Genomic DNA, 21,566 nt, shown 5'->3' on the forward strand with positions numbered 1-21,566 from the left:
CGCGTACGAATATCACTGTACTCGGCTGTGGGCCCGGGGGGGCAGGGATTCCGGCCAGAGATCGTCGACGGTCAGCGGCTTCCCGGATTCGGGCTCGGCGGCCTCGGGATAGCCCAGGGCCTCGGTCAGCTCCTTCCAGGCGCGGGCGACGGTCAGATGGCGCTGCTGGCCGTGCAGCGGGTCCACGCCCGCCTCGACGCGTTCGCGCAGCTCGTCCAGGACGGTCAGCACCCCGTCGCCCCACACGTCGTGGACGGCGTCCTCCCAGGTGGGCGTCCCGGCGGGACCCACATGGGCGCCGGTGGGACCGGAATCGTCCGCCCACCCCGGCGCGGAGCCCGACCGGCCCGGGAAGAACCGCCCCTCCGGGTTCGACGGCAGGCGCAGCACCGGGCTCCAGATCACCGGACCGTGGGTGTTGGCCAGCATCAGGTTGCCCGCGTCGGTGCCGATGGTGATCCGGTGCAGGAACAGGCTGGTGCTGTCGTCACCCGCCTGCATCCGGTTCTCCACCCGCAGCGTCAGCGGAACACCCGCGATCTGGGCGTCCATCCCGACCAGCGGGCGGCCGGCGCGCGCACCGACCCCGGTGATCGACCAGGGCCGCAGCCCGTCGAAGATCCCGGCGAGGATGTCGAGCAGGTCGAAGGAGACCTGCACCGCGCACAGGGCGTCGACGAACACCGGCCTGCGCAGCCGGACCAGCTCGCGGGCGGCCGAGGTGAACCGCCGGACCGGTTCGAGGTGCGGGTAGAAGGTGTTCAGCAGGTACTGGGTCCCACACCCGCGCGCTACCCGCAGGCAGTCCGCCAGCTCGTCCGGGTGGACCGGATGCTCCTGGAGCACATGGATGCCGCGTTCGAGCAGGTCCTTGGCCAGTTCCGCGCCGCGCCCGCCGCCGACCGCGGTCGACACCACGACACAGGCCGCGTCGACGTCGTCGGGCAGCTGCTCGACCGCGTCGTACAGCGGGACACCGTACTCCTCGGCGAGCGCCGCGGAGCGGGCGCTGCCCCGGGCCAGGATGCCGACGAGCCGGAAGCGCTCGGGCGCACGGGCGAGGGCCGCGGCGTACACCTGGCCGAAACGGGTGCCGCAGACGACGACGCGCATCGGGCGGGTCATCGGCGCTCCGCGGGCCGCGCGGTGAGTGCGTCCGCCAGGCGCGTCACATGAGGCCTCTGCAGGCAGCTGAAATGATCGCCCGGTACGTCGACCACCGTCACGTCCCCCAGGCACATCCCGCGCCAGAACGCGCTCGTGTCGTCCGTGGGTCCGGGGACGCCCGGCGTGGGCTCGACGGGGCGCAGGAAGGTGATGTCCCCCGCGTACGGCAGCGGATCGTACTGCGCCACCGCGTCGAGGATCCGTGCGAAGACCGCCGGATCGGCGCTCGTCATCCGGGTGAAGGCATGGTCGACCACGAGGTCGTCGTGCGGCGGGGAGGGAATGCGGTAGCTGGACACCAGGGTCAGCCGCCGTACCGTCACATCGGCCTCGCTCAGGGCGCGGGCCAGCTCCAGGGCGATCGGGCCGCCGAGGCAGTAGCCGATGATCTCCACGCCGTCGAACCCGGCGGCCCGCACCTCGCGGGCGTATCCGCCGGCCAGTTCCTCGACGAGGTCCGGTGCGGCGAGGTCGAGGCAGCGATCGCCGTCGGGCACGGCGATCCCGAACAGGGGCGCTTCCGTGCCGAGTTCGGTGATGAGCGCGTTGTACGGCGTCAGGGTGCCCGATCCGTCGTGCACCAGCAGCCGCACCGGTCCCGCCCCGGATCCGGCGAGCGGGATCAGCGACGAGGTGCGGGCCGCCGGGGCCGCCTCCGTGGCCGGAGCCGCCTCGGCGTCGGACCTCAGCCACCGGGCCAGGCCGGCGACCGTGGGGGTGTCCAGCAGGGCGCGGAGCAGGGTGTCGAAGGTGAGGTGCGCCGCCTCGGGCACGAGTTCGCGGACCCGCCCGATGAACCGGGCCGCCAGCAGCGAGTCCCCGCCCGCGTCGAAGAATCCCGCTTCGCGGCTCGGCGGCTCGGCCCCGAGGGCCTCGGCCCACAGGTCTGCGATGCGTCGCTCGACGCCCGGGTGCGGCGGCTCGGAGGGCTCGTCGCGCGGCGCGGTGGGTGTCGGGGCCGAGGCGAGCAGCTTCTTCCGGTCGACCTTGCCGTTCGGGGTCAGCGGCAGCGTCTCCACGAGGCGCACCCGCGCGGGGATCATGTGCGCCGGCAGCCGGTCGGCCACCCATCCGATGAGCTCCCCGGCCTCGACGGATCCGGACTCCCGCCGGGGGATCACGAAGGCGACCAGGGCCCGTTCGAAGGCGCTGTCGCCCGCCGCCAGGACCACCGACGTGCCCACCATCGGGTGCTCGCCGAGCACGGCCTCGATCTCGCCCAGTTCGATCCGGTGTCCGCGGATCTTGACCTGCTGGTCCGCGCGGCCGAGGAACTCGATCTCACCGGACGGCAGGTAGCGGCCGAGGTCGCCGGTGCGGTAGAGCCGCTCCTTCGTCTCCGGGTGGTGGATGAAGCGCTCCGCCGTCCGCTCGGGGTCGTTCAGATAGCCGGTCGCCAGGCCGGTGCCCGCGATGTACAGCTCGCCGGCGACCAGGGCGGGCCGGTCGCGCAGCGCGGTGTCGAGCACGTGGAAGCGCTGGTTCGCCAGGGGGATGCCGTACGGGATGCTGCGCCAGTGGGGTTCGACGGTCGTGACGGGGTGGTGGACCGACCAGATCGCCGCCTCCGTCGCCCCGCCCAGGCTGATCAGTTCGGTGCCGGGCAGGTGCCGTCCGGCGTGGCCGGGCAGGGTCAGCGGGATCCAGTCGCCCGACAGCAGCGCCAGCCGGAGGCTCTCCGGACCGGCGGGTTCGGCGTCGAGGTAGTGCAGCAGCATCTGGAGCTGCGCGGGCACCGAGTTCCACAGCGTCACTCCGTGCTCGGCCACGGCCTCGGCCCAGTGCGAGGGGTCGCCGCGGCGCGCGGGGTCCGGCAGGACGAGGGCTGCGCCGACGGCCGGCGGGCCGAACAGGTCGTAGACGGACAGGTCGAAGCTCAGCGCCGCCAGCCCCAGGACGCGGTCGGATTCGCCGACGCCGAAGCGGTGGTTGATGTCGAGCACCGTGTTGAGGGCGGCGCGGTGGCTGATCATCACGCCCTTGGGCACACCGGTCGAACCCGAGGTGTGCATGACATAGGCGAGCTCGTCGGGCGCGACTCGGGGGCCTTCGGGGATCTCGGCGAGCGGGATGGGCCGCAGCCCTGCCACGGTCACCGCCCTCACGCCTTCGGGGAGTTCACCGGTCGCGGCGTCGGCGACGACGGCGAACCCGACGCCGCTGTCGGTGAGGATGCGGTCGCGTCGGATCCTGGGCTGGCCGGAGTCGACCGGGACGTACACGCCGCCCGCGAGCAGCACCCCGAGCACCGCGACGGCCTGGTCCCGGCACTTGTCGATGAGGACGCCGACGAAGTCACCGGGGCGGCACCCCTCGGCCCGGAGTCGCGTCGCCACCGCGGCGGCCCCTCCCAGCCATTGCGCGTACGTCAGCGTCCCGGCGGTGTCGATCACCGCGACCCGGTCGGGGAACGCGCGCGCACGGGCGACGAGCGGATCGTGCAGCAGGCCCTCGGGCACCGGCGCGGCGGTCGCGTTCACCTCGGCGCGCCGGGTGCGCTGGCGTTCCGGCAGCGGCTGGGGATCCACCACGGTCCAGGGCTCGGTGCCCTCGGCCAGCCGGTGCAGCAACGCCTCGAACGCGGCGAACATGTCGTCCACCATGCCGTCGGGGAAGGTCCCCTCGCGGATGTCCCAGTTCACGTCCAGGCCGCCGAACTGGTCGCCCACCTGGCAGTCGATCCACACCTGCGGTGTCTGGCTGATGCCGTACGACGGCCGCGGCTTCCTGCCCGCGGCCGACACCGCGTCGCCGCCGACCCCGATGCTGCCGGTGAACACCACCGGCAGCATCGCCTCCTCGCGCCCCCGTCGCCGGGCGATCTCGCGCAGTACCTCGACCCCGCTGCACAGCCGGTGGTCGAGGTCGTCGAAGAGCCGCTCGCCCAGGGCGCGGGCGCGCTCCGCGAAGCTCGTCCTTTCCCCGTGGTCGACCGCGAGCAGGCTCAGCGAGGTGAAGTCGCCCAGCAGCCGGTCCACCCTCGGGTGCAGCGGCAGGCGGTGCAGCACGGGCAGTCCGACGCAGAAGCGCGGAGTGCCGCTCCAGCGGCCGATCGTCTCCACGTACGCCGCGAGCACCGCGTTGGCCGGAGTGCTGCCCTGCTCGGCGGCGCGGGTCTTGAGCGACTGCCACACCCGGTCGTCGAGCGTCGTCGTCAGCCGGCGGAAGCGCGGTGCCGTCGTCGCCGGATCGTGGTCGTCGCGCAGCGGCAGGACGGGTGGTCCGGGCAGTTCGTCGACGCGGTTCCACCAGTACGCGCGGTCGCGCGCGTACCGCTCGGTGTCGCGCAGCCGGTGCTCGGCGGACACGTAGTCCCGGTAGGTGGCGTCGATCCCGGGCAGGGCGCAGTCCGGCTGCTGGTAGCGGCGGTCCAGCTCGGTGAGCACCTGCTGGATGCTGAGCCAGTCCAGCGCCATGAAGTCCACCGACAGGTGCAGGACGCTCCGGTCGGCGGCCAGGGTCAGGCGCAGCTCGTACATGGGGCGTTCGCCCGTGGGGTGCACGGCGTGCGACAGCTCGTCGCGCACTCCGGCGAAGGCCTTGGCGACCTCGTCGTCACAGGCGTCACGCAGGTCGGCGACCGCGATACGGGTGTCCTTCGGTTCGGGCAGGACGCGTTGCGTGCCGTCCTCGTGGACGATTGTCCGCAGGGCGTCGTGGCGGCTCACCAGACCGTCCCAGGCGCTCTGCAGCCGGGCCGGGTCCAGGCCGGCCGGATAGTCCAGCTCCTGGTAGAGGTGGCAGGAGACGCCGCCGTAACCGAAGGCCGGGTTGCGGCCGAAGAGGTAGGCGGACTGGATGTCGGTCAGTGGGAAGGGCCGGTCCCGTTCGTCGGGCCGGTCCTGCCAGACCGGGTCCTCCTCGCGGCTCGCTCCGGTGTCCGCCACCAGGGTCAGCAGTTCCGCCTTGTGGCGGCGCAGCTCCGCCAGACGCCGGTCGTCCATGACGCCCCGGGGGGCGCGGAAGCGCAGGTTCTCGCCCTCGCGCCACAGCTGGATCCCGGCGTCGGAGAACTCCTTGAGCAGGTCGTTGGCGTTCACACCGCACCCTCTTCGTATGCGTCGGCGGCACGGAGCCGGTCGATCAGTGCGCTGAGTCCCGCGACGGTCGGTGTGCGGATGACGTCGCGCATGGGCAGTTCGACGCCCCAGGCTCCGCGCACCTCGGCGACGAAGCGAGTCGCGATCAGGCTGTCGCCGCCGAGCCTGAAGAAGTTCTCGTTGCGGCCCACCGACTCCAGTCCGACCAGCTTCGTCCACCGGTCGGCGACGAAGGTCTCGGTATCGCCCCGCGGCGGATCGTCCACGTCACGCGGCCGGTCGACGGACTGTTCGAGGATGGTCCGCACCTGCCGCCGGTCGATCTTTCCGTTGGCGCTGAGCGGCAGCGCGGGCAGGACGGCGAAGTGGGCCGGGACCATGTGTTCCGGCAGCCGGTCGGCCGCCCAGCCGCGCAGGCCGGCGGGATCGATCCCGTGGGCCGTCCCGGGCCGGTCCGCGGAGAGCAGGATCTCGCCGCCGGGCTCGGTGCGCAGGACCCGCACGTCGGTCAGGCCGGCTCCGGTGCAGGCTTGCCGCCACCGCTCGGCACCGTGGAGCCAGGGGGTTTCGGGGCGGCCCGCCGCGAACCTCCCCGCCCGTGCCTCCAACGGCAGGGCGGTGACGAGCGCGAGCGGCGTCGGGTGTGCGCGCTCCAGGAGGTGGAGGCGGCCGCCCGGGGCGAGCAGCAGGGCCAGGGTGGCCACAGCCAGGTCCGGGTCCGGCATGCGGTGCAGGACGTTGTTCGCCACGACGACGTCGTAGGTGTGGAGGTGCTGTACGGCGACGGCGTCGGGGCTCTGCCATGCGGTGCGGGTGCGGTGCCCCTGCTCCTCCAGCAGCGTCCGGGTCCTGGCCAGCGCCGGTTTCGAAGAGCCGAGCAGCGTGTAATCGACCGGGGCGGAGCCGAGTCCGGCGAGCAGGCGCGCGGTGCCACGGCCCCCGGCCACGTCCCACTCCGCGACGCGCGGGGTCGCGGAGTCGCCGCCGCGTGCCCGCAGGTCCTCGGCGACGGCCCGGAGGCAGTCGGCCGTCGCCGGCATCAGATCGCCGAGCGCCTCCGGGGCCAGTACCGGGTCGTCCAGCAGCGCGGTGGCGTCGGCGTCGCCGGAGAGGATGGCCGACAGGAGCGGTCCGGCCCAGCGCAGCGCGGCGGCGACGGTCTCGAAGAAGGTCCCGGCGGCGGCCTCGCGGGCCGATGCGATCCACTCCGGGCGCGTGACCTCGTCCCAGCGGGCGCCGTGCCGGTGCGTACCGTCGGCGGCGCGGACGAGCACATCGCGCTCGGTGAGATACGCGAACCAGATGTCCACGACCGGGCGTTGTTCGGCGCAGACCGACGGGCGGACGCCGTCGGATCCGGTCAGCGGTGCGACGACTTGCGCCAACAGCACTTCCACCAGGCGGTGTTCGAGCTGATGCGGGTCGGTCTCGCCGGTGGCCGCGGGCGGCAGGAACGGGTTCCGTGTACGGTCGGGTTCCGCGTGGACCCGGTCCGGTGCGGACGAGCGCTCGACCACGGCGGCGACGAGTTCCCTGCGCCCTTCGGCGACCGGAACGGCCACGGCCTGGGCGACCTCGGGGTGCCCCTGGAGGCAGGATTCGATCTCCCCCAGTTCGACCCGGAAGCCGTTGATCTTCACCTGGTGGTCGAGGCGTCCGAGGAACTCCAGGTTGCCGTCGGGCCAGTAGCGGCCTAAGTCACCGGTGCGGTACCAGCGCTCGCCCCGGTGTTCGGGGAAGCGTGCCGCGGTCAGCTCGGGGTCGCCCCGGTAGCCGAGCGCGACCCCCGCGCCGCCGATCCAGAGCTCGCCGGGCACCCAGTCGGGGCAGTCCCGGCCCCGCCCGTCCACCACCCGGAACTTCTGGTTCCGCAGCGGTTTCCCGTACGGGATCGAGCGCCAGCCCGCCGGGACCTCGGTGACCTCGTACGCGTTCGACCAGATCGCGGCCTCGGTCGCGCCGCCGAGCGAGATGAACCGGCAGCGGCCGTCCGTCGCCCGCGCCAGCCGTTCGGGCAGGTCGAGCCCGATCCAGTCGCCGGACAGCAGGGCCAGGCGCAGCGAGCCGGGGAGCGGCGAGCCGTCCGCCGCGGTCAACGCCATTTCGAGCAGGGCCGGGACGGTGTTCCAGACGGTCACCGCGTGCCGTTCGCACAGCGTCAGCCACTCGGTGGCGTCGCGCCGCCCGGACTCCGGGACCAGGACGGCGGCCCCGCCCACCGCGAGGAAGCCGAAGACGTCCCACACCGAGAGGTCGAAGTCCAGCGCGGAGACCGCCAGCACCCGGTCGTCCGCCCCGATGCCGAACCGCTCGTTGAGGTCCTCGACGGTGTTGACCGCGGCGCGATGGCTGACCTCGACGCCCTTGGGCAGGCCGGTGGAGCCCGAGGTGAAGATCACGTACGCGCGGTCCCCCGGTTCGGCCGGCACCGGTGCGCCCAGCGGGGGCGTGAGGAGCGCCCTCTCGATCGGGAGCACCTCGACACCCGCTTCGGTCGCTCCCAGGGCCCCGCTGCCGTCGAGGACGACCTCCGCGCCGCTCAGCTCCAGGATGCGGGCGCGCCGCTCCGCGGGCTGGTCGACGCCGACCGGGACGTACGCCGCGCCCGCGGCGAGCACCCCGAGCACCGCCGCGATCTGCCGCGGTCCCTTCGGGGCGACCACGGCGACGTACGATCCGCGGCCGATTCCGCGCCCGGCGAGCGCGGCGGAGATGCCGAGCGCGTCCCGGGCCAGCTCGTTGTGCGTCATCGAGGCGTCGTCGCCCCAGAGCAGGGCGGGCCGCGCGGCGCGGTCGGCGGCCCGCTCGAAGAACGCCGTGTGCAGGAGGTTGCCGGTCATGGTCCGGGTGGACGCGTTGACCGCCTCCCGGGTGGCCCGCTGCGCGGCGGGCAACGGCGTCCTTGGGGGCGCGGTCTCCCACTCCCCGTCGATCAGCTCGCGGACCAACGCCTCGTAGGCCGCCATCATCGTGTCGAGGACGTCGTCGGGGAACAGTTCCTCGACGGCGTCCCAGACCATCCGCACACTGCCGTCCCGGGTGCGGTAGATCTGGTGGTCGAGCCAGACCTGCGGCGTCTGGGAGATCATCCAGCTCGCGTCGCCGAAGCGCTCGGCGAACACGTCCGGGATCAGCGGCGCCGACAGGTCCAGGGAGAACACCACGGGCGCGGTGCGGGGCGCGTCCGGGTCCGAGCGGGCGAGGTCGCGCAGGACGTCGACGCCGCTGTAGGCGGCGTGCCCGATGTCCTCGTGCACCTGCTTCTGCACGGCGCGGGCGCACTCCTGGAAGCCTGACCCGGAGAGGTCCACCTCCAGCAGCACCAGACCGGTGAAGTCGCCCACGACGCGCTCGATCTCGGGGTGCGCGCCGAGATCGCGGTCGAACAGCGGCAGGCCGAGCAGGAAGCGCTCGTCGCCGGACCACCGGCTCAGGATCATGGCGTATGCGGTGGCCAGCACCACCGACGGGGTCAGGCCCGCCTTGTTCCCCCGCCGCTCCAGGGCGGTCCACTCGTCCGCCGTGAGGTCGAAGTACCGGCGGGCGAAGCGCGGGGCGGCGACGGCCAGGGGGTCGATCGCCAGGGGCAGCTTCGGGCCGCCCGGCAGCGACGGCACCCGCCGCTGCCAGTACGGGCGGGCCCGCTCGCTCTCGGTCCGGCGGCCTGCGGCCTGGTCCGCGAGATACCGGCCGAAGGTGTAGCCGACCTCGTCGAGGCTGTCGGGGTCCTCGTACAGGGCGGTCAGCTCGCCGAGCAGCAGCCGGAAGCTGGCCAGGTCGGCGACCAGGAGGTCGGTGTTGAAGTGGAGCCGGTCGACCCCGCCGGGCAGCCGGGTCAGCTGGACGTCGATGACCTCGCCGCGGCCGACGTTCAGCACCCGGTGCGACAGCCGCTCGCGCAGCTCCAGCGCCGCCGCCTCCGCCTCGGCAGCCGGCCGGGCGCGGAGGTCGTGGACGGTCAGGCCGGGCCACGGGGACCGGGGCAGGACCTGCTGGGTCGCGTCGTCGGCGAAGCGCGCCCGGAGCATCGGATGCCGTGCGAGCAGCGCCCGCACGGCCCGCTCCAGACGGTCCGGCTCGATCGGCCGGACCCCGTCGAACTCCATGTAGTTGTGACAGCCGACGCCGCCGAGGGGCTGGCCCTCGGCACGGCCGATCAGATACGCCTGCTGCACCGCGGTCAGCGGGAAGCTCCGATCAGCCTCGTCGTCGTGCTTCTCGACGGCCTCCGGCGCCGGTTCGCCGCCCTCCAGGGGGGTCAGCATCCCGGACCAGGCCGACAACCGGGGGGCCTCGGCCAGCTCGGCGAACGAGGCGTCGAGGCCCTCCCGGTTGAGCCGGCTCACCAGCCGCATCAGGTCCATGGACTGCAGGCCGAGCTCAAAGAGGTTGCAGTCGTCGTCCGCCGCGGTCAGCTCGATGCCGAGCACACCGGATACCACTTCGCGCAGGGCTTGAAGGTCCATGTCCTCGCTCCCTCAGACCGCGCCGGCGCGCATGGCGGCGAAGTACTCGTTCTGGGTGGGGAGTTCCTGGACGAGCTTGTCCGCCTTCAGCCGGATGCGCTCGAACTCCGCGATCGCCGCCCGCTCGTCGGCCATGTCGAGTGCGGGCGAGTGCCGGACCTCGATGCCGCCGGTACCCAGCAGGATGCAGTTGTACGAGTACGGCGGCAGCCCGTGGTAGTGCGGGAAGACGGTCTGCGCGTCCGGCACCTTGTGCTTCCAGTTCTCGATGCGCTCGGCCAGTTCGTCGGGGACCCTGCGCGTCTTGGTGTCCTTCCAGTACTGGTTGTCGGCGCGCTTTGCGCCCACGTAGTGCAGCACCAGGAACTCGCGGACGCCGTCCTGCACATGCGCGATCGACTCGTTGTAGAGGTTGCGCAGGCGGTGGTCGTCGCGGCCGGAGGGGAAGTACTTCACGATCTGCTCAATGGCGTGGTGGATGAAGAAGATGCCGGTCGACTCCAGCGGCTCCACGAAGCCGCTCGACAGTCCGATGCCCACGCAGTTCTTCACCCAGGAGCGGCGGCTGCGGCCGATGCGCATCTTGATGTGGTTCGCCTCGACGTCCTCGGCGCCGGGGCCGATGAACTCGCGCAGCGTGCGCTCCGCCTCCTCGGGCGTGGTGTAGTCACTGGCGTAGACGTAGCCGGAGCCGATGCGGCTGATCAGCGGGATGGTCCAGATCCACCCCGCCTCCTGGGCGGTCGCGGTGGTGCAGGGCCGCATCGGCTCGCGGTCCATGTCCAGCGGCACCTGGAGGGCGACCGCGCTGTCGTTGGGCAGCGTGTCCTGGTACGAGACGAAGGGCTCGTCGAGCGCCTTGTTCAGCAGGAGCGCGCGGAATCCCGTGCAGTCCACGAACAGATCGCCCTCCAGCCGCCCGTGCTCGGCCGTCTGCACATGGGCGATGTACCCGTCCCCGTCGAGCACGACGTCCGTGACGTCGTCGGTGATGTGGCGGACGCCGCGCTGGGTGGCGTAGGTCGTCAAGTACTTGGCCAGCAGGGCCGCTTCGAAGTGGTAGGCGTACGGGAACTGCGTCCCCTGGTACTCCACGATCGTCGACCGGGCCGAGGTCTCCTCGCGCTGCTGCTCGACGAAGCCCTGGTCGATCAGCTTGCCGTCGAGGTAGCGGGGCGAGCGCTCGGCGTCGCACAGCGACGCCATGACGAAACAGTCCTTGTCGAACCGGCTCGTGGTCGGATTGCGCAGCCACCAGTCGCTGAGCGGGAACCCGTCGACCGAGCCGAGCTGCTCGAACGGGTGGTAGAAGTGATGGCCCGGCTCACGCCAGTTCTCGAACCGCACGGCCAGCTTGTAGGTGGCGTTGCAGGCCGGCATCCAGTCCGACTCGGACAGCTTGAGGAACTCGAAGAAGTGTCTGATGTCGCTGAACGTGGCCTCGCCGACGCCGATGGTGCCGACCCGGGCCGATTCCACGACGGTCACGTCGATCCGCTCGCCGAACGCGGCCGCCAGGTAGGACGCCGTCATCCAGCCCGCCGTGCCGCCGCCGACGACCACGACCCGCTTCGTCCTGCCCGGGTCGCTCGCCCGCTGCTTGCCAGCACCGTCAACAGTCATCACTGCGTACTCCTTGTGTGAGTTCCGGAAAGAGGGTGCGTTCCATCGAGCGCCACAGATACGCGGCGCCCGACGAGCCCGCCGTGCCGGCCACGCCGCCGAGCAGCGCCTCCGCCAGGGCGGCGTGCCGCCCCCGGCAGGAGCGCATCGAGGCGTCGAAGGCGGCCATCGCGTCATGGATCCGCTTGACGTCCTCGCCGGCCCGGTCGCGGTATTCGCCGAACGCGGCGTCCAGCGACTGCTCGTCGAGACGTGCGAGCAGCCGGGCCCGGTCGCGGTCGGTCAGCCCGGCGATGTTCAGCATCCGCCGGTCCCTGGCCCCGCACAGGAACTCGATCTCGCGGAACTGGACGGACTGGAAGCCGCTGGACGTCCCGAGCGTCGCCCGGACGTCGTCGAACTCGTCCGGCGTCAACGCGTGCAGGGCGTCGAAGTGCTGGGCGACCGCCGCCATGATCCGGGGCAGCCGGTCGAGATGTGCGCATGCCTCTGTGCCCTGCCCTTCGGTGAGCGCCCGGCGGGCGGCCTCCAGGTGGCGCAGGACGACCGCGAACCAGATCTCGCAGGCCTGGTGGGCGCCGAAGAACAGGGCGCGTTCCGAGGTCTCGTGCACCCGGGCGACCTCGAGGAGCTCGTCCAGCCTCAGTCGTTCTCCGTACGCCGGACAGTGGCCGGCTTCCGCCCGGTCGCTCACCGCGTCCGCTCCTCGCACAGAAGCTTCTTGTCGATCTTCCCGACGGGCGTACGGGGGAAGTCGGGCACGACGACCAGGTCGTCCGGCAGCTTGTAGGTCGCCAGCCCGCGATCGCGGATGTGCTCCCTGACCGTGCGCAGCGAGAGCGCCCCGGCGTCGGTGCCCGCGGTGAGGACGACGAACACGCAGAGGCGCTCGTCGCGTTCCTCGTCCGGTACGCCGACGACCGCGGCGTCCCGGACCAGCGGGTGGGTCAGCACATGGCTCTCGACCTCCTCGGCGGAGACCTTCTCGCCGAGGTGGTGGATGATGTCCTTCAGCCGGCCCTCGATGACGATGTTCCCGTCGCCGGTCGTGCGGGCCAGGTCGCCGGTGCGGTAGAACCCGTCGGTGGTGAACGCCCGGCGGTTGGCCTCCGGTCCGGCGAAATAGCCCCGGATCGTGTACGGGCCCCGGGTGAGCAGTTCGCCGGTCGTGCCGGGGGCGACCTCGTGGTCGTCGGCGTCGACGATCCTGATCTCGTCGTCGGGGGACAGCGGCCTGCCCTCGGTGCCGAAGACGACCTCCTGCGGATCGTCGAGCCGGGTGTGGGTGATCAGTCCCTCGGCGGTGCCAAACACATTCATGATCCGGCAGCCGAGGTTCTTGCTGACCCGTTCCGCCGCGTTGGGGCCGAACTTCGAACTGCCCACCTGGATGGTCATGCCGGTCATGTCGACCGGGTCGCCGAGCGCCTGCTCCGCCCAGAGCAGCGCCAGGGCGGGCACCAGCGCGGTGTGCGTGACGCCCTCGTTCCCGATGAGCGGGAACACCAGGCCGGGGCTGGGGTTGGCGGCCAGCACGGCCTTTCCGCCGACGAGCAGCGCGCCCAGCACGCCGGGGCAGCCGAGCGCGGCGTTGTGCGGTACGGGGTTCGCGGCGAGGTAGACGCTCCCCTCGTCGAACCCGGTCGCCTCGGCGCACGCGAGCATGTTGTACGCGTAGTCGTCGTGGGTCCGGGGGATCAGCTTCGGCGCCCCGGTGGTCCCGCCAGACAGCAGCAGCAGCGCCACCTCGGAGGCGTCGACCGGCTCCATGTCCCGGGGCGTGCAGGCGATCAGCTGGGACAGCGGTGTGTGCTCCTCCGCCTCTCCGGCGATCACGATGTGCCGCAGCCCCGGCGCGTCGGCGCGCACCTCGCGGGCCAGCTTGCGGTGGTCGAAGCCCTGCAGACGGTCCGGGCCGACGTAGGCCACCGCCTCCGAGGCGCGGACCAGGTGGAGGATCTCGTCCCGGCGATGTCCGGGCAGCGCCATCACGGGGATGGCCCCGATGCGGAACAGCCCGATCATGGTGGAAAGGAATTCGATGACGTTCGGCAGATGCAGCACGACCCGGTCGTGCCTGCGGACGCCGAGCTCCGCCAGGCCGGACGCGATACGGTCGGCCTCGTCGAGCAACTCCGTGTAGGTGACCCGGCGTCTGCCGTCCACGGCGGCAATCTTGTGCGGGTGGCGCTCAGCACTGTCGGCCACCCGTTGCCGGAGGGGGACACCCGTCCAGTAGCCGGCTCGCCGGTATCTCTCCGCGAAGTCGGGTGGCCACGGCACGAACCCGTCCAGCATGCGTCCTCCTCGGTTGCGACGCCTTCAGAGTCGGGCAGGGGCTCCGGAGCCGCACCAATCCCCAACAGAGCTTTGAAAGTGTTGGCCAAGGAGGCCGACGGCTTGGCGAACCTCGAGTCGTGAACCGAGTGCGAGCGCAGGGTCGGAACTGGGTGCGGGTCATCAGCGGCGAGGAGCGCCCGACGGCCCGGCTAGTGTGCTTCCCCTACTCCGGTGGTACCGCGGCGGCCTACCGCGACTGGTCCTCCGCGCTGCCGACGGGCGTCGAACTGCTCGCCGTGCAGTATCCGGGCCAGGCGGACCGTATCCGCGAGTCGCCCGCGGGCTCCGTCGCCGGGATCGCGTCGTGCGTGGCCGCCGAACTCTCCCGGCGGGAGCCGGTCCGCTGCGTCCTGTACGGGCACAGCCTGGGCGCCCTGGCCGCGTACGAGACGGCGAGAATGCTCCAGGCGGACGGCCGGCCCGCACACGGGCTGGTCGTCTCTGGTTCGCTCGCGCCGGGGCAGGCGCTCGGCGGCCGGATGCATCTCGCCGGCGACGCCGAACTCTGGTCCACCCTGCGGGACTTCGGCGGGATCGACCCGTCGATCGCGGACGACCTGGAGCTGCGGGAGCTGCTGCTGCCGACCCTGCGGGCGTACATCGCACTCACCGAGACCTACCGGCCGCCGACGCGTCCTGAGCCGCTGGGCTGCCCGGTCCACTGCCACTACAACACCGAGGATCCGCTGGTGGACGCCGCGCGGGTGGAGCCCTGGGCCGCGGTCACCACCGGCCGGACCAGCGTACGGGGCAGGCCCGGCGGGCACTTCGGAGTGCTCCTGGAGCCCTCGGAACTGATCGCCGACATCACCGGAGTCCTCCTGGAAGGCGCGACGCTGCCATGACCCTTGCCGGAAAGTCCGTCATCATCACCGGCGCGGCCACGGGCATCGGCCGGGGCATCGCGGAATGCGTGCTGAAGGAGGGCGCCGACGTCACGGTGGTCGGCCGCCGCGAGGAACCGCTGCGGGAGCTGGCCGAGCGGTTCGGGGACGCGGTCCACGTCGTGGCACAGGACGTCGCCGCGCCCGGGGCCGCCGGACGGATCGTCGCCGCCGCGGCAGAGAGATTCGGCGGGATCGACGCCGTGGTCAACAACGCCGGCCTGGCCCGGTTCGGCACCCTGGACGCGGTCGACCCCGCGCTGTTCGACGCGATGTTCGCCGTCAACGTCCGTGCGCCCGCCGAACTGATCCGCTGCGCCCTGCCGCATCTTCGGGACCGCCGGGGCAGCATCGTCAACATCTCGTCCGTCGGCGGCGTCCTGGCCATGCCGGGGCGAGCTTTCTACGGTGCGACCAAGGCGGCCCTCAACAGCCTGACCCGTTCCCTGGCGGTGGAGCTCGCGCCGGACGTGCGGGTGAACGCCATCCTGCCCGGACCGGTGCTGACGCCGATGTGGGACGGGACCGGCCTGGACGCGGCCGGCGCCGAGCGGCTGCGGGCGGGGCTGATCGCGTCGACCCCGATGGGGCGGTTCGGGGAGGACCGGGAGGTCGGCCGGTGGGTCTGCCTGCTGATCGACCCGGAGGTGTCGGGCTGGGTCACCGGCGCCCTGATGCCCGTCGACGGCGGACGTACGGCATGACCCGACCAACCGGCCGAGAACACTCTCGCAAACAAAGGGGTATGAGCGTGAGTTCAGAGAACAGGTCCGTCGCCGGCTCCATTCCTTCGTCCTGCCTGGTCAGCATCTTCTGGGCCGCGGAGAAGCTCGCGAAGGAGACCGGCGTCGACGTGGTGAAGCTGCACGTCGGCGACCCGTATTTCGATCCGTCCGAAGACGTCGCCCAGGCCTTCGTGGACGCCGTGCGGCGCGGCGACACCAAGTACACCGGGGTCGAGGGCCTGACCGCGCTGCGGGAGGCGGCGGCCGAGAAGCTGCGTACGGACAACGGTCTGGACAGCGACGTCGGCAGGCTGCTGATCTCGCCCGGTTCGGCCCAGGGTCTGACCGGCCTCCTCCAGGCGCTCGCCGAGCCCGGCGCGGAGATCCTGCTGCCGGAGCTGCACTGGCCGGTCCATCTGCAGCAGAGCCTGCTCGCGGGCTTCCGGCCGGTGCTGTATCCGCTCGGCCCCGACTTCCGGCCCGATCCCGAGCGGATCGCGGCCGCCGCGACGCCCCGCACCCGGGTCCTGCTGATCAACTCGCCGGCCAACCCGACCGGAGCCGTCCTCGACGGCGACGAGATCCGCACCCTGCTGGACCTGGCGCGCCGGAACCGCTGGCAGGTCATCAGCGACGAGGCCTATGAGCACTTCTGTTACGAGGGGGAGCACATCTCGGTCGCCTCCTTCGAGCGTGAGGTCCCGGTCGCCGAGCGGATCGTGCACAGCGTCTTCACCTTCTCCAAGGGCTTCGCGATGACCGGCTACCGGCTGGGCTACGTGGCGCCGGCCACCGATCGCATGGCCGACGTCATGAAGGTCGTCCAGGAGGCCGGGATCATCGGCACGTCGACCCCGGTGCAGCACGCGGGCATCGCCGCGCTGAACAGCCGGGCGGACTCGACGGCGACCAACCGCAAGCTGGTGCAGCGCAACCGGGACGTGGCGCTGCCGCCGCTGATCAAGGCCGGGCTGCTGCGGGAGCTGCCCGCCGGCGGCTGGTACGCGATGCTCGACGTGACCCGGTCCGGCCTGGACGCCGAGTCGTTCGCGATGCGGCTGCTGGAGCGCAAGGGCGTCGCGGTGGTGGCGGGCAACGGGTTCGCCATGCGCCCCGACGTCGACGACCAGGGCCGCATCCGCTCCCACGACTACGCGCCCTGGGCACGGCATCTGGTCCGGATCGCGTTCTGCGTGGATCCGGTGGCGTTGGAGACCGGTGTGCGGCGGATCATCGAGTTCGTCGAGGAATGCGCCGCCGAAGCGAAGGGATGACCGGCATGGCGAACTCCCCGGCCGGCACGGTGACACGGGCGACCGTCGACCCGGCGGCCTTCCGTTCCCTCATGACGGCGCATCCGGTCGGCGTCACGATCGTGACCACCGTGGGGCCCGATGCCGAGCCGTGGGGCATGACCTGCTCCTCGTTGTGCGGCGTCTCGCTCCAGCCGGCCGCCCTGCTGGTCTGTCTGCGGGACCGGAGTCCGACGCTGGCCGCGTTGCTGCACACGTCCGCGTTCGCCGTCAACCTCCTGCACGACCGGGCCGAACCGGTGGCGCGGCTGTTCTCCTCCGGGGCCCCGGACCGGTTCGAGAAGGCCGCCTGGGTCCCGGATCCGGAGTCCGGGGTCCCGCATCTGATCGAGGACGCCCATACGATCGCGGACTGCGAGGTCAGCGAGACGCTGGCGGTCGGGGACCATGTCGTGGTCTTCGGGCGGGTGCACCGGGTGGCGAGCCACGCGACCCGGCCGGCCGGCCCGCTGCTGTACGGGATGCGGCGGTACTGGTCGCTGCCGGACCCGGCCGACGATGGGAGCGGACGGTGACCCGGGCGCGTATCCCCGACTGCCCGCTGGCCCGCACGGTCGAGGTCATCGACCAGTGGTGGACCCTGGAGATCCTGCACGTGGTCCTCGGCGGCCACACCCGGTTCTCCTCGATCCGCCGGGATCTGGAGACCCCCGCCGACGTCCTGGCGGACCGGATCGCCGCGCTGAGGGCGAAGGGTCTGCTGGAGGTCGACGACACCGCCGAGCCGGGCGACCCGACGTACCGGGCCACCGATCTGGGTGGCTCGCTGCGCCCGCTCCTCCTGGTGATGGCGGCCTTCGGGAACCATCGGCTGGCTCCGGAGGACCGCAGCGTCGTCCTGGTCGACGAGGAGACGGGCAGGGAGGTGGACCCGGTCGTGGTCGACCGGGCGACCGGCCGCCGGGTCGACACCGCCGGCTTCGTCTTCGCCCGTGGCCCGAAGGCCGGCGAACAGGTCGCCGCCCGCTATCCGGAGGCCCGGGCCGGGCGGTGACCCGCACGGCCACCGGACCGGCCGCACCCTGCGGGCCGGTGATCCGCCCGTCGGCCGTACGCCCCGGCGTACGGCCGGCGGGCGCGCGGCCCGGACTCCTCCGGGGCGCTCCACCCAGCGGGAAGGAACCGTCAGACATGAGCCGGACCGATCTCGGCGCACGCTCTCTGGACCTCACCGATCCGGCCGCGTTCGTCGACAACGACGTACACGCGTACTGGCGTGACGTGCGGGCCCGCAATCCCGTCCACTGGCACGAGCCGACCGACCGCAACCCGGGGTTCTGGGTGGTGTCGCGGTACGCCGATGTGCAGCCGCTGTACACCGACGAGGCCCTCGGCTCCGCCCGGGGCAACGTCCTCGACGTCGTCCTGCGCGGCGACGACTCGGCCGGCGGGAGCATGGTGGCGGTGACCGACGCCCCGCGCCACCGGCCGTTGCGCAACCTCCTGTTCAGCGCGTTCACCCCGCGGGTCCTGGGCGAGGTCGTCGAGGAGGTCGGGCGGCGCACCACCGAGCTGGTGTCCTCGGTCGTCGGGCGGGGCACCTTCGACTTCGCCGCCGAGATCGCCGACCGGATCCCGATGAGCACGATCTGCGATCTGCTGTCCATCCCGGCGGCGGACCGCGAGGAGTTGCTGCGCTGGAACAAGATGGCGCTCTCGTCGGTCGACGCCGCGTACGACGAGCTCGACGCGATCGCCGCCCGCAACGAGATCGTGCTCTATTTCATGGACCTGGCGCAGGAGCGCCGCGACCGACCCGGTGACGATGTCATCAGCCTGCTCGCCGCCGCCGAGGTGGAGGGCCGCCCGCTCACCGTCGAGGAACTCGCGGTCAACTGCTACAGCCTGATCCTCGGCGGCGACGAGACGTCCCGGGTCTCGGCGATCAGCGGGGTGCTCGCCCTGATCGACCATCCCGACCAGTGGCGGGCCCTGCGGACGGGCGAGGTCTCCGTCGAGTCGGCGGTGGAGGAGGTCCTCCGCTGGTCGACGCCCTCCTTCCATGTGGCCCGCACCGCCCTCCGGGACCTGGAGATCGACGGCAGCGCGGTGCGCGCCGGCGACATCGTCACGCTGTGGACCGTCTCCGCCAACAACGACGAGACGGTCTTCGACGAGCCGCGCCGGTTCACGCTGTCCCGCTCGCCCAACAAGCACCTCTCGTTCGGCCACGGCCCGCACTACTGCCTGGGTGCGTTCCTCGCCCGCGCGGAGCTGAGGATGCTGCTGACCGCCCTGGTCGCCCAGGTCGGCCGGATGGAGCTGTGCGGCACGCCCCGGCCGATCTATTCGAACTTCCTCAACGGCTACGACGACCTGCCGGTGCGCTTCGAGGGCCGCTGACGCCGGATCAGGCGCGCTCGGCCCGCTCGGCCCGCTCGGTCCGCTCGGTCCGCTCGACGATGCTCGCCAGCTCCGCGATGTTCGCGGCCGCGAGCATGTCGCGCATCGGCACGGCCACGCCGAGCTCCGAGCGCACCCGCCGAGCCAGCTGCGCGGCGAGCACCGAGTGGCCGCCCAGGTCGAAGAAGTTGTCCTCGGGCGCCGCGTGGCCGATCTTCAAGGTCTCGTTCACCATGGCGCAGAGGATCTGCTCGTACGATCCCTCCTCGCCCTCGTCCGCGGGGACCGCGGTGCCGGGCGTCGCGGTGCCGGGCGTCGTGGCGTCGAGCGCGACGCGCGCCGCCCGCTCCTCCAGTTCCCGGCGGTCGATCTTCCCGTTCAGCAGGGTCGGGAACCGATCCAGCATAACGACGGCCGACGGGACCATGTGCTCGGGCAGGGCCTCGCGGGCGTGCTCGCGCAGCTGGTCCTCCGTCACCTCGTGGCGCGCCGAGGGCTTGACGTAGGCGACGATGCGCTGGGAGGAGGCGTCCTCGCCGCTCACCACCGCGACGACGATCTCCACGGCCCGGTGGCTCTCCAACCGCGCCTCGACCTCGCCCAGTTCGACGCGGAAGCCGCGCACCTTGACCTGGTTGTCGACCCGGCCGGTGAAGAAGAGCTCACCGTCGAAGCCGCGTCGGCCCCGGTCGCCCGACCGGTACATCCTGCTGCCGGGCGGGCCGTACGGATCCGCGACGAAGCGGGACGCGGTCAGGCCCGGACGGTTGAGATAGCCCCGGGCCACGCCCGAGCCCGCCAGATACAGCTCCCCGTCCGTGCCGTCGCGCAGGTCGCCCAACGACCCGTCGAGCACGTACACCGTGCCGCCGTCCCACGGCGTCCCGATGGACACGTCCTCCTGGATGCCGTCGATCGGCCCGCCGATCGACGCGCCCACGGTCACCTCGGTCGGGCCGTATCCGTTGTAGAGGCGTCTGCCCTTGGACCACTCCGCCGCCAGGGACCTCGTGCAGACGTCGCCGGTGGAGGTGATCGTGCCGCCGAGCAGCAGCCCCTCGCTGTCGGTGATGCCCAGCGCCACCGGCGGCATGACCGCGTGGTCGACCTCGTGTTTCAGCATGGTCTCGCGCAGCGACTCCCCCGGCATCAGGTCGTGCTGCTCGGCCATGACGAGTGCCCCGCCGTTCAGCAGGGCCAGCGTGAAGTCCCAGAACCAGGCGTCGAAGCTGAAGGAGGCCCATTGCAGCACCCGCTCGCCGGGGCGGACCCCGAACGCCCTCGCCTGGGTCGAGACCAGGTCGGCCACGCCGGAGTGGGTGACGGCGACGCCCTTGGGCACGCCGGTCGAACCGGAGGTGTAGATGACGTACATCAGGTGGGCCGGGCGCAGCGGTGCGAGGCGCTCGTCCTGAGTGACGTCGCCGCCGCTCTCCTGCTCGCAGGCGGCCTCGAAGGACGGGTCGCCGAGCACGACCTCGGGCACGTCCAGGCGCAGCGAGGTGATGTCCTCCGTGCGCAGCAGCATGACCGGCTCGGCGTCCACGACCATGTGCGTCAGCCGATCGGCCGGATAGGCCGGGTCGAGCGGGAGATACGCGCCGCCGGCCTTCAGTACGGCGAGCACCGCGACGATCAGCCGCACCGAACGCGGCACGGCGATCGCGACCAGGCGGTCGGGTCCGACGCCGGCCGCGATCAGCCGTCTGGCGAGACGGTTGGCGCGGGCGTTCAGCTCCGCGTAGTCGACGACGGTGTCACCGAAGAGGACCGACGGAGCATCGGGCACCTCGGCGACCTGGGACTCGAAGAAATCCGAGAGAACTCTCAACTCCGCCTCCGACGCGGGCTTCCGGCGTGATGGCTACGAAAAGTGGTGCGCGGCGCAGGGGTGTCGAACACCCCGGTTCGGCTGGTTCAACTGGTTCGGCCAGTTCTGCTAGTTCGGCTCGATAGTGAAGCCGCGTCCCCAGACGTTGCGCAGGGTCAGGCCGAGGGGCTGCAGGCGTCGACGCAGCCGGAGCACGTGCAGGTCGATCGCGTTGCTGGACGCGCTGGCTCCGCACTGCTCCAGGATCTTCCCCAGTTCATTGCGGTAGACCACCTGGCAGTACCGGGAGATCAGCGGGGACAGGATCTCGCACTGGAGCATCGAGAGTGTGACGGACGAGTCCCGGAAGAAGAGGATGCCCGCCGGGTCGAGCACGGGCTTCTCGTTGAGGACGACTCGGGCCTCCAACTGGCTGACCCGGGCCTGGAGATCCTCCGGGACGATGGGCGGGCGCACCCAGTCCTCGTAGAGTCCGATCCGTTCCGGCGGCGGAGCGCCGTGCTCCACGACCAGAAGGCACAGCCGCCGTCGTGCCCGGCATTCCTCACGGATTTTACTTTCGGCGGGCCAGCGGACGAATCTCACCCAGCTCTTCACATCGGCGGTCACGGACAATCTCCTTGCCCGCCCGCGTCCCGCAGACTCTTCGGCCGCATATCCGTCCATGACCGTTCGATACGGTCAAGGATATTCTCCTGCGTGGCCGGCCCGTATACCGTGCGCCAGCCTGCGGGAATTTCTAATCCCTGAGGCCAGAGCGAATACTGCTCTTCGTCATTGCACAGCGCCAGATATTCTCGGCTGTCGTCCTCGAATGGATTGAACATGCGCGCA

Annotated in this window: 15 protein-coding genes; 6 read left to right on the forward strand and 9 right to left on the reverse strand. The window is 71.8% G+C overall.

Annotated elements, in window-relative coordinates; genetic code table 11:
* Positions 1-12: 12 nt before the first annotated feature.
* The 6 genes from OH735_RS00150 to OH735_RS00175 are packed head-to-tail and all read right to left on the reverse strand — an operon-like array spanning position 13 to position 13,594.
* Positions 13-1,125, reverse strand: coding sequence for a Gfo/Idh/MocA family oxidoreductase (locus OH735_RS00150; protein WP_406378364.1), 1,113 nt, complete (start codon positions 1,123-1,125; stop codon positions 13-15).
* Positions 1,122-5,207, reverse strand: coding sequence for an amino acid adenylation domain-containing protein (locus OH735_RS00155; RefSeq protein WP_406378366.1), 4,086 nt, complete (start codon positions 5,205-5,207; stop codon positions 1,122-1,124). The genes OH735_RS00150 and OH735_RS00155 overlap by 4 nt, the downstream gene beginning before the upstream one ends.
* Positions 5,204-9,673, reverse strand: coding sequence for an amino acid adenylation domain-containing protein (locus tag OH735_RS00160; protein WP_406378368.1), 4,470 nt, complete (start codon positions 9,671-9,673; stop codon positions 5,204-5,206). The genes OH735_RS00155 and OH735_RS00160 overlap by 4 nt, the downstream gene beginning before the upstream one ends.
* A gap of 12 nt (positions 9,674-9,685) precedes the next feature.
* Positions 9,686-11,296, reverse strand: coding sequence for a tryptophan halogenase family protein (locus OH735_RS00165; protein ID WP_406378370.1), 1,611 nt, complete (start codon positions 11,294-11,296; stop codon positions 9,686-9,688).
* Positions 11,286-11,990 carry a tryptophan 2,3-dioxygenase family protein gene (locus tag OH735_RS00170; protein WP_406378372.1) on the reverse strand — a complete coding sequence of 235 codons (705 nt, stop codon included), beginning with the start codon at positions 11,988-11,990 and terminating at the stop codon, positions 11,286-11,288. Before OH735_RS00170 ends, OH735_RS00165 begins: the two co-directional genes overlap by 11 nt.
* Positions 11,987-13,594, reverse strand: a complete 1,608-nt coding sequence (locus OH735_RS00175; protein WP_406378374.1) for a (2,3-dihydroxybenzoyl)adenylate synthase — start codon at positions 13,592-13,594, stop codon at positions 11,987-11,989. The genes OH735_RS00170 and OH735_RS00175 overlap by 4 nt, the downstream gene beginning before the upstream one ends.
* Before the next feature lie 119 nt (positions 13,595-13,713).
* Between OH735_RS00175 and OH735_RS00180 the strand changes: the two genes are divergently transcribed.
* From OH735_RS00180 to OH735_RS00205, 6 genes are all read left to right on the forward strand, one after another.
* A complete protein-coding gene (locus OH735_RS00180; protein WP_406378376.1) occupies positions 13,714-14,481 on the forward strand; it encodes a thioesterase II family protein in 768 nt (255 codons plus the stop codon).
* Positions 14,478-15,224: an SDR family NAD(P)-dependent oxidoreductase gene (locus OH735_RS00185; RefSeq protein WP_406378378.1), complete on the forward strand. Its 747-nt coding sequence runs from the start codon at positions 14,478-14,480 to the stop codon at positions 15,222-15,224. The genes OH735_RS00180 and OH735_RS00185 overlap by 4 nt, the downstream gene beginning before the upstream one ends.
* Before the next feature lie 41 nt (positions 15,225-15,265).
* Positions 15,266-16,519, forward strand: a complete 1,254-nt coding sequence (locus OH735_RS00190) for a pyridoxal phosphate-dependent aminotransferase (protein ID WP_406378380.1) — start codon at positions 15,266-15,268, stop codon at positions 16,517-16,519.
* Positions 16,520-16,524: 5 nt separating this feature from the next.
* Positions 16,525-17,073 carry a flavin reductase family protein gene (locus OH735_RS00195; protein ID WP_406378382.1) on the forward strand — a complete coding sequence of 183 codons (549 nt, stop codon included), beginning with the start codon at positions 16,525-16,527 and terminating at the stop codon, positions 17,071-17,073.
* Positions 17,070-17,552: a winged helix-turn-helix transcriptional regulator gene (locus tag OH735_RS00200; protein WP_406378384.1), complete on the forward strand. Its 483-nt coding sequence runs from the start codon at positions 17,070-17,072 to the stop codon at positions 17,550-17,552. Before OH735_RS00195 ends, OH735_RS00200 begins: the two co-directional genes overlap by 4 nt.
* Before the next feature lie 137 nt (positions 17,553-17,689).
* Positions 17,690-18,901 (forward strand): cytochrome P450, encoded by a 1,212-nt coding sequence (locus OH735_RS00205; RefSeq protein ID WP_406378386.1) that lies wholly within the window; start codon positions 17,690-17,692, stop codon positions 18,899-18,901.
* 7 nt (positions 18,902-18,908) lie between these two features.
* Here the strand turns inward: OH735_RS00205 and OH735_RS00210 are convergent, their stop codons facing one another.
* The 3 genes from OH735_RS00210 to OH735_RS00220 all read right to left on the reverse strand — a co-directional run bounded on the left by OH735_RS00210 (position 18,909) and on the right by OH735_RS00220 (position 21,559).
* Positions 18,909-20,732 carry a non-ribosomal peptide synthetase gene (locus tag OH735_RS00210; RefSeq protein WP_406378387.1) on the reverse strand — a complete coding sequence of 608 codons (1,824 nt, stop codon included), beginning with the start codon at positions 20,730-20,732 and terminating at the stop codon, positions 18,909-18,911.
* A gap of 108 nt (positions 20,733-20,840) precedes the next feature.
* Entirely contained in the window at positions 20,841-21,341 is a 501-nt protein-coding gene (locus OH735_RS00215) for a winged helix-turn-helix domain-containing protein (protein ID WP_406378389.1), read from the reverse strand.
* Entirely contained in the window at positions 21,338-21,559 is a 222-nt protein-coding gene (locus OH735_RS00220) for an MbtH family protein (protein ID WP_406378391.1), read from the reverse strand. The genes OH735_RS00215 and OH735_RS00220 overlap by 4 nt, the downstream gene beginning before the upstream one ends.
* Positions 21,560-21,566: the final 7 nt, after the last annotated feature.

Origin of the sequence: Streptomyces sp. NBC_01618 (genome assembly GCF_045209435.1) — a bacterium.
Taxonomy (GTDB): domain Bacteria; phylum Actinomycetota; class Actinomycetes; order Streptomycetales; family Streptomycetaceae; genus Streptomyces.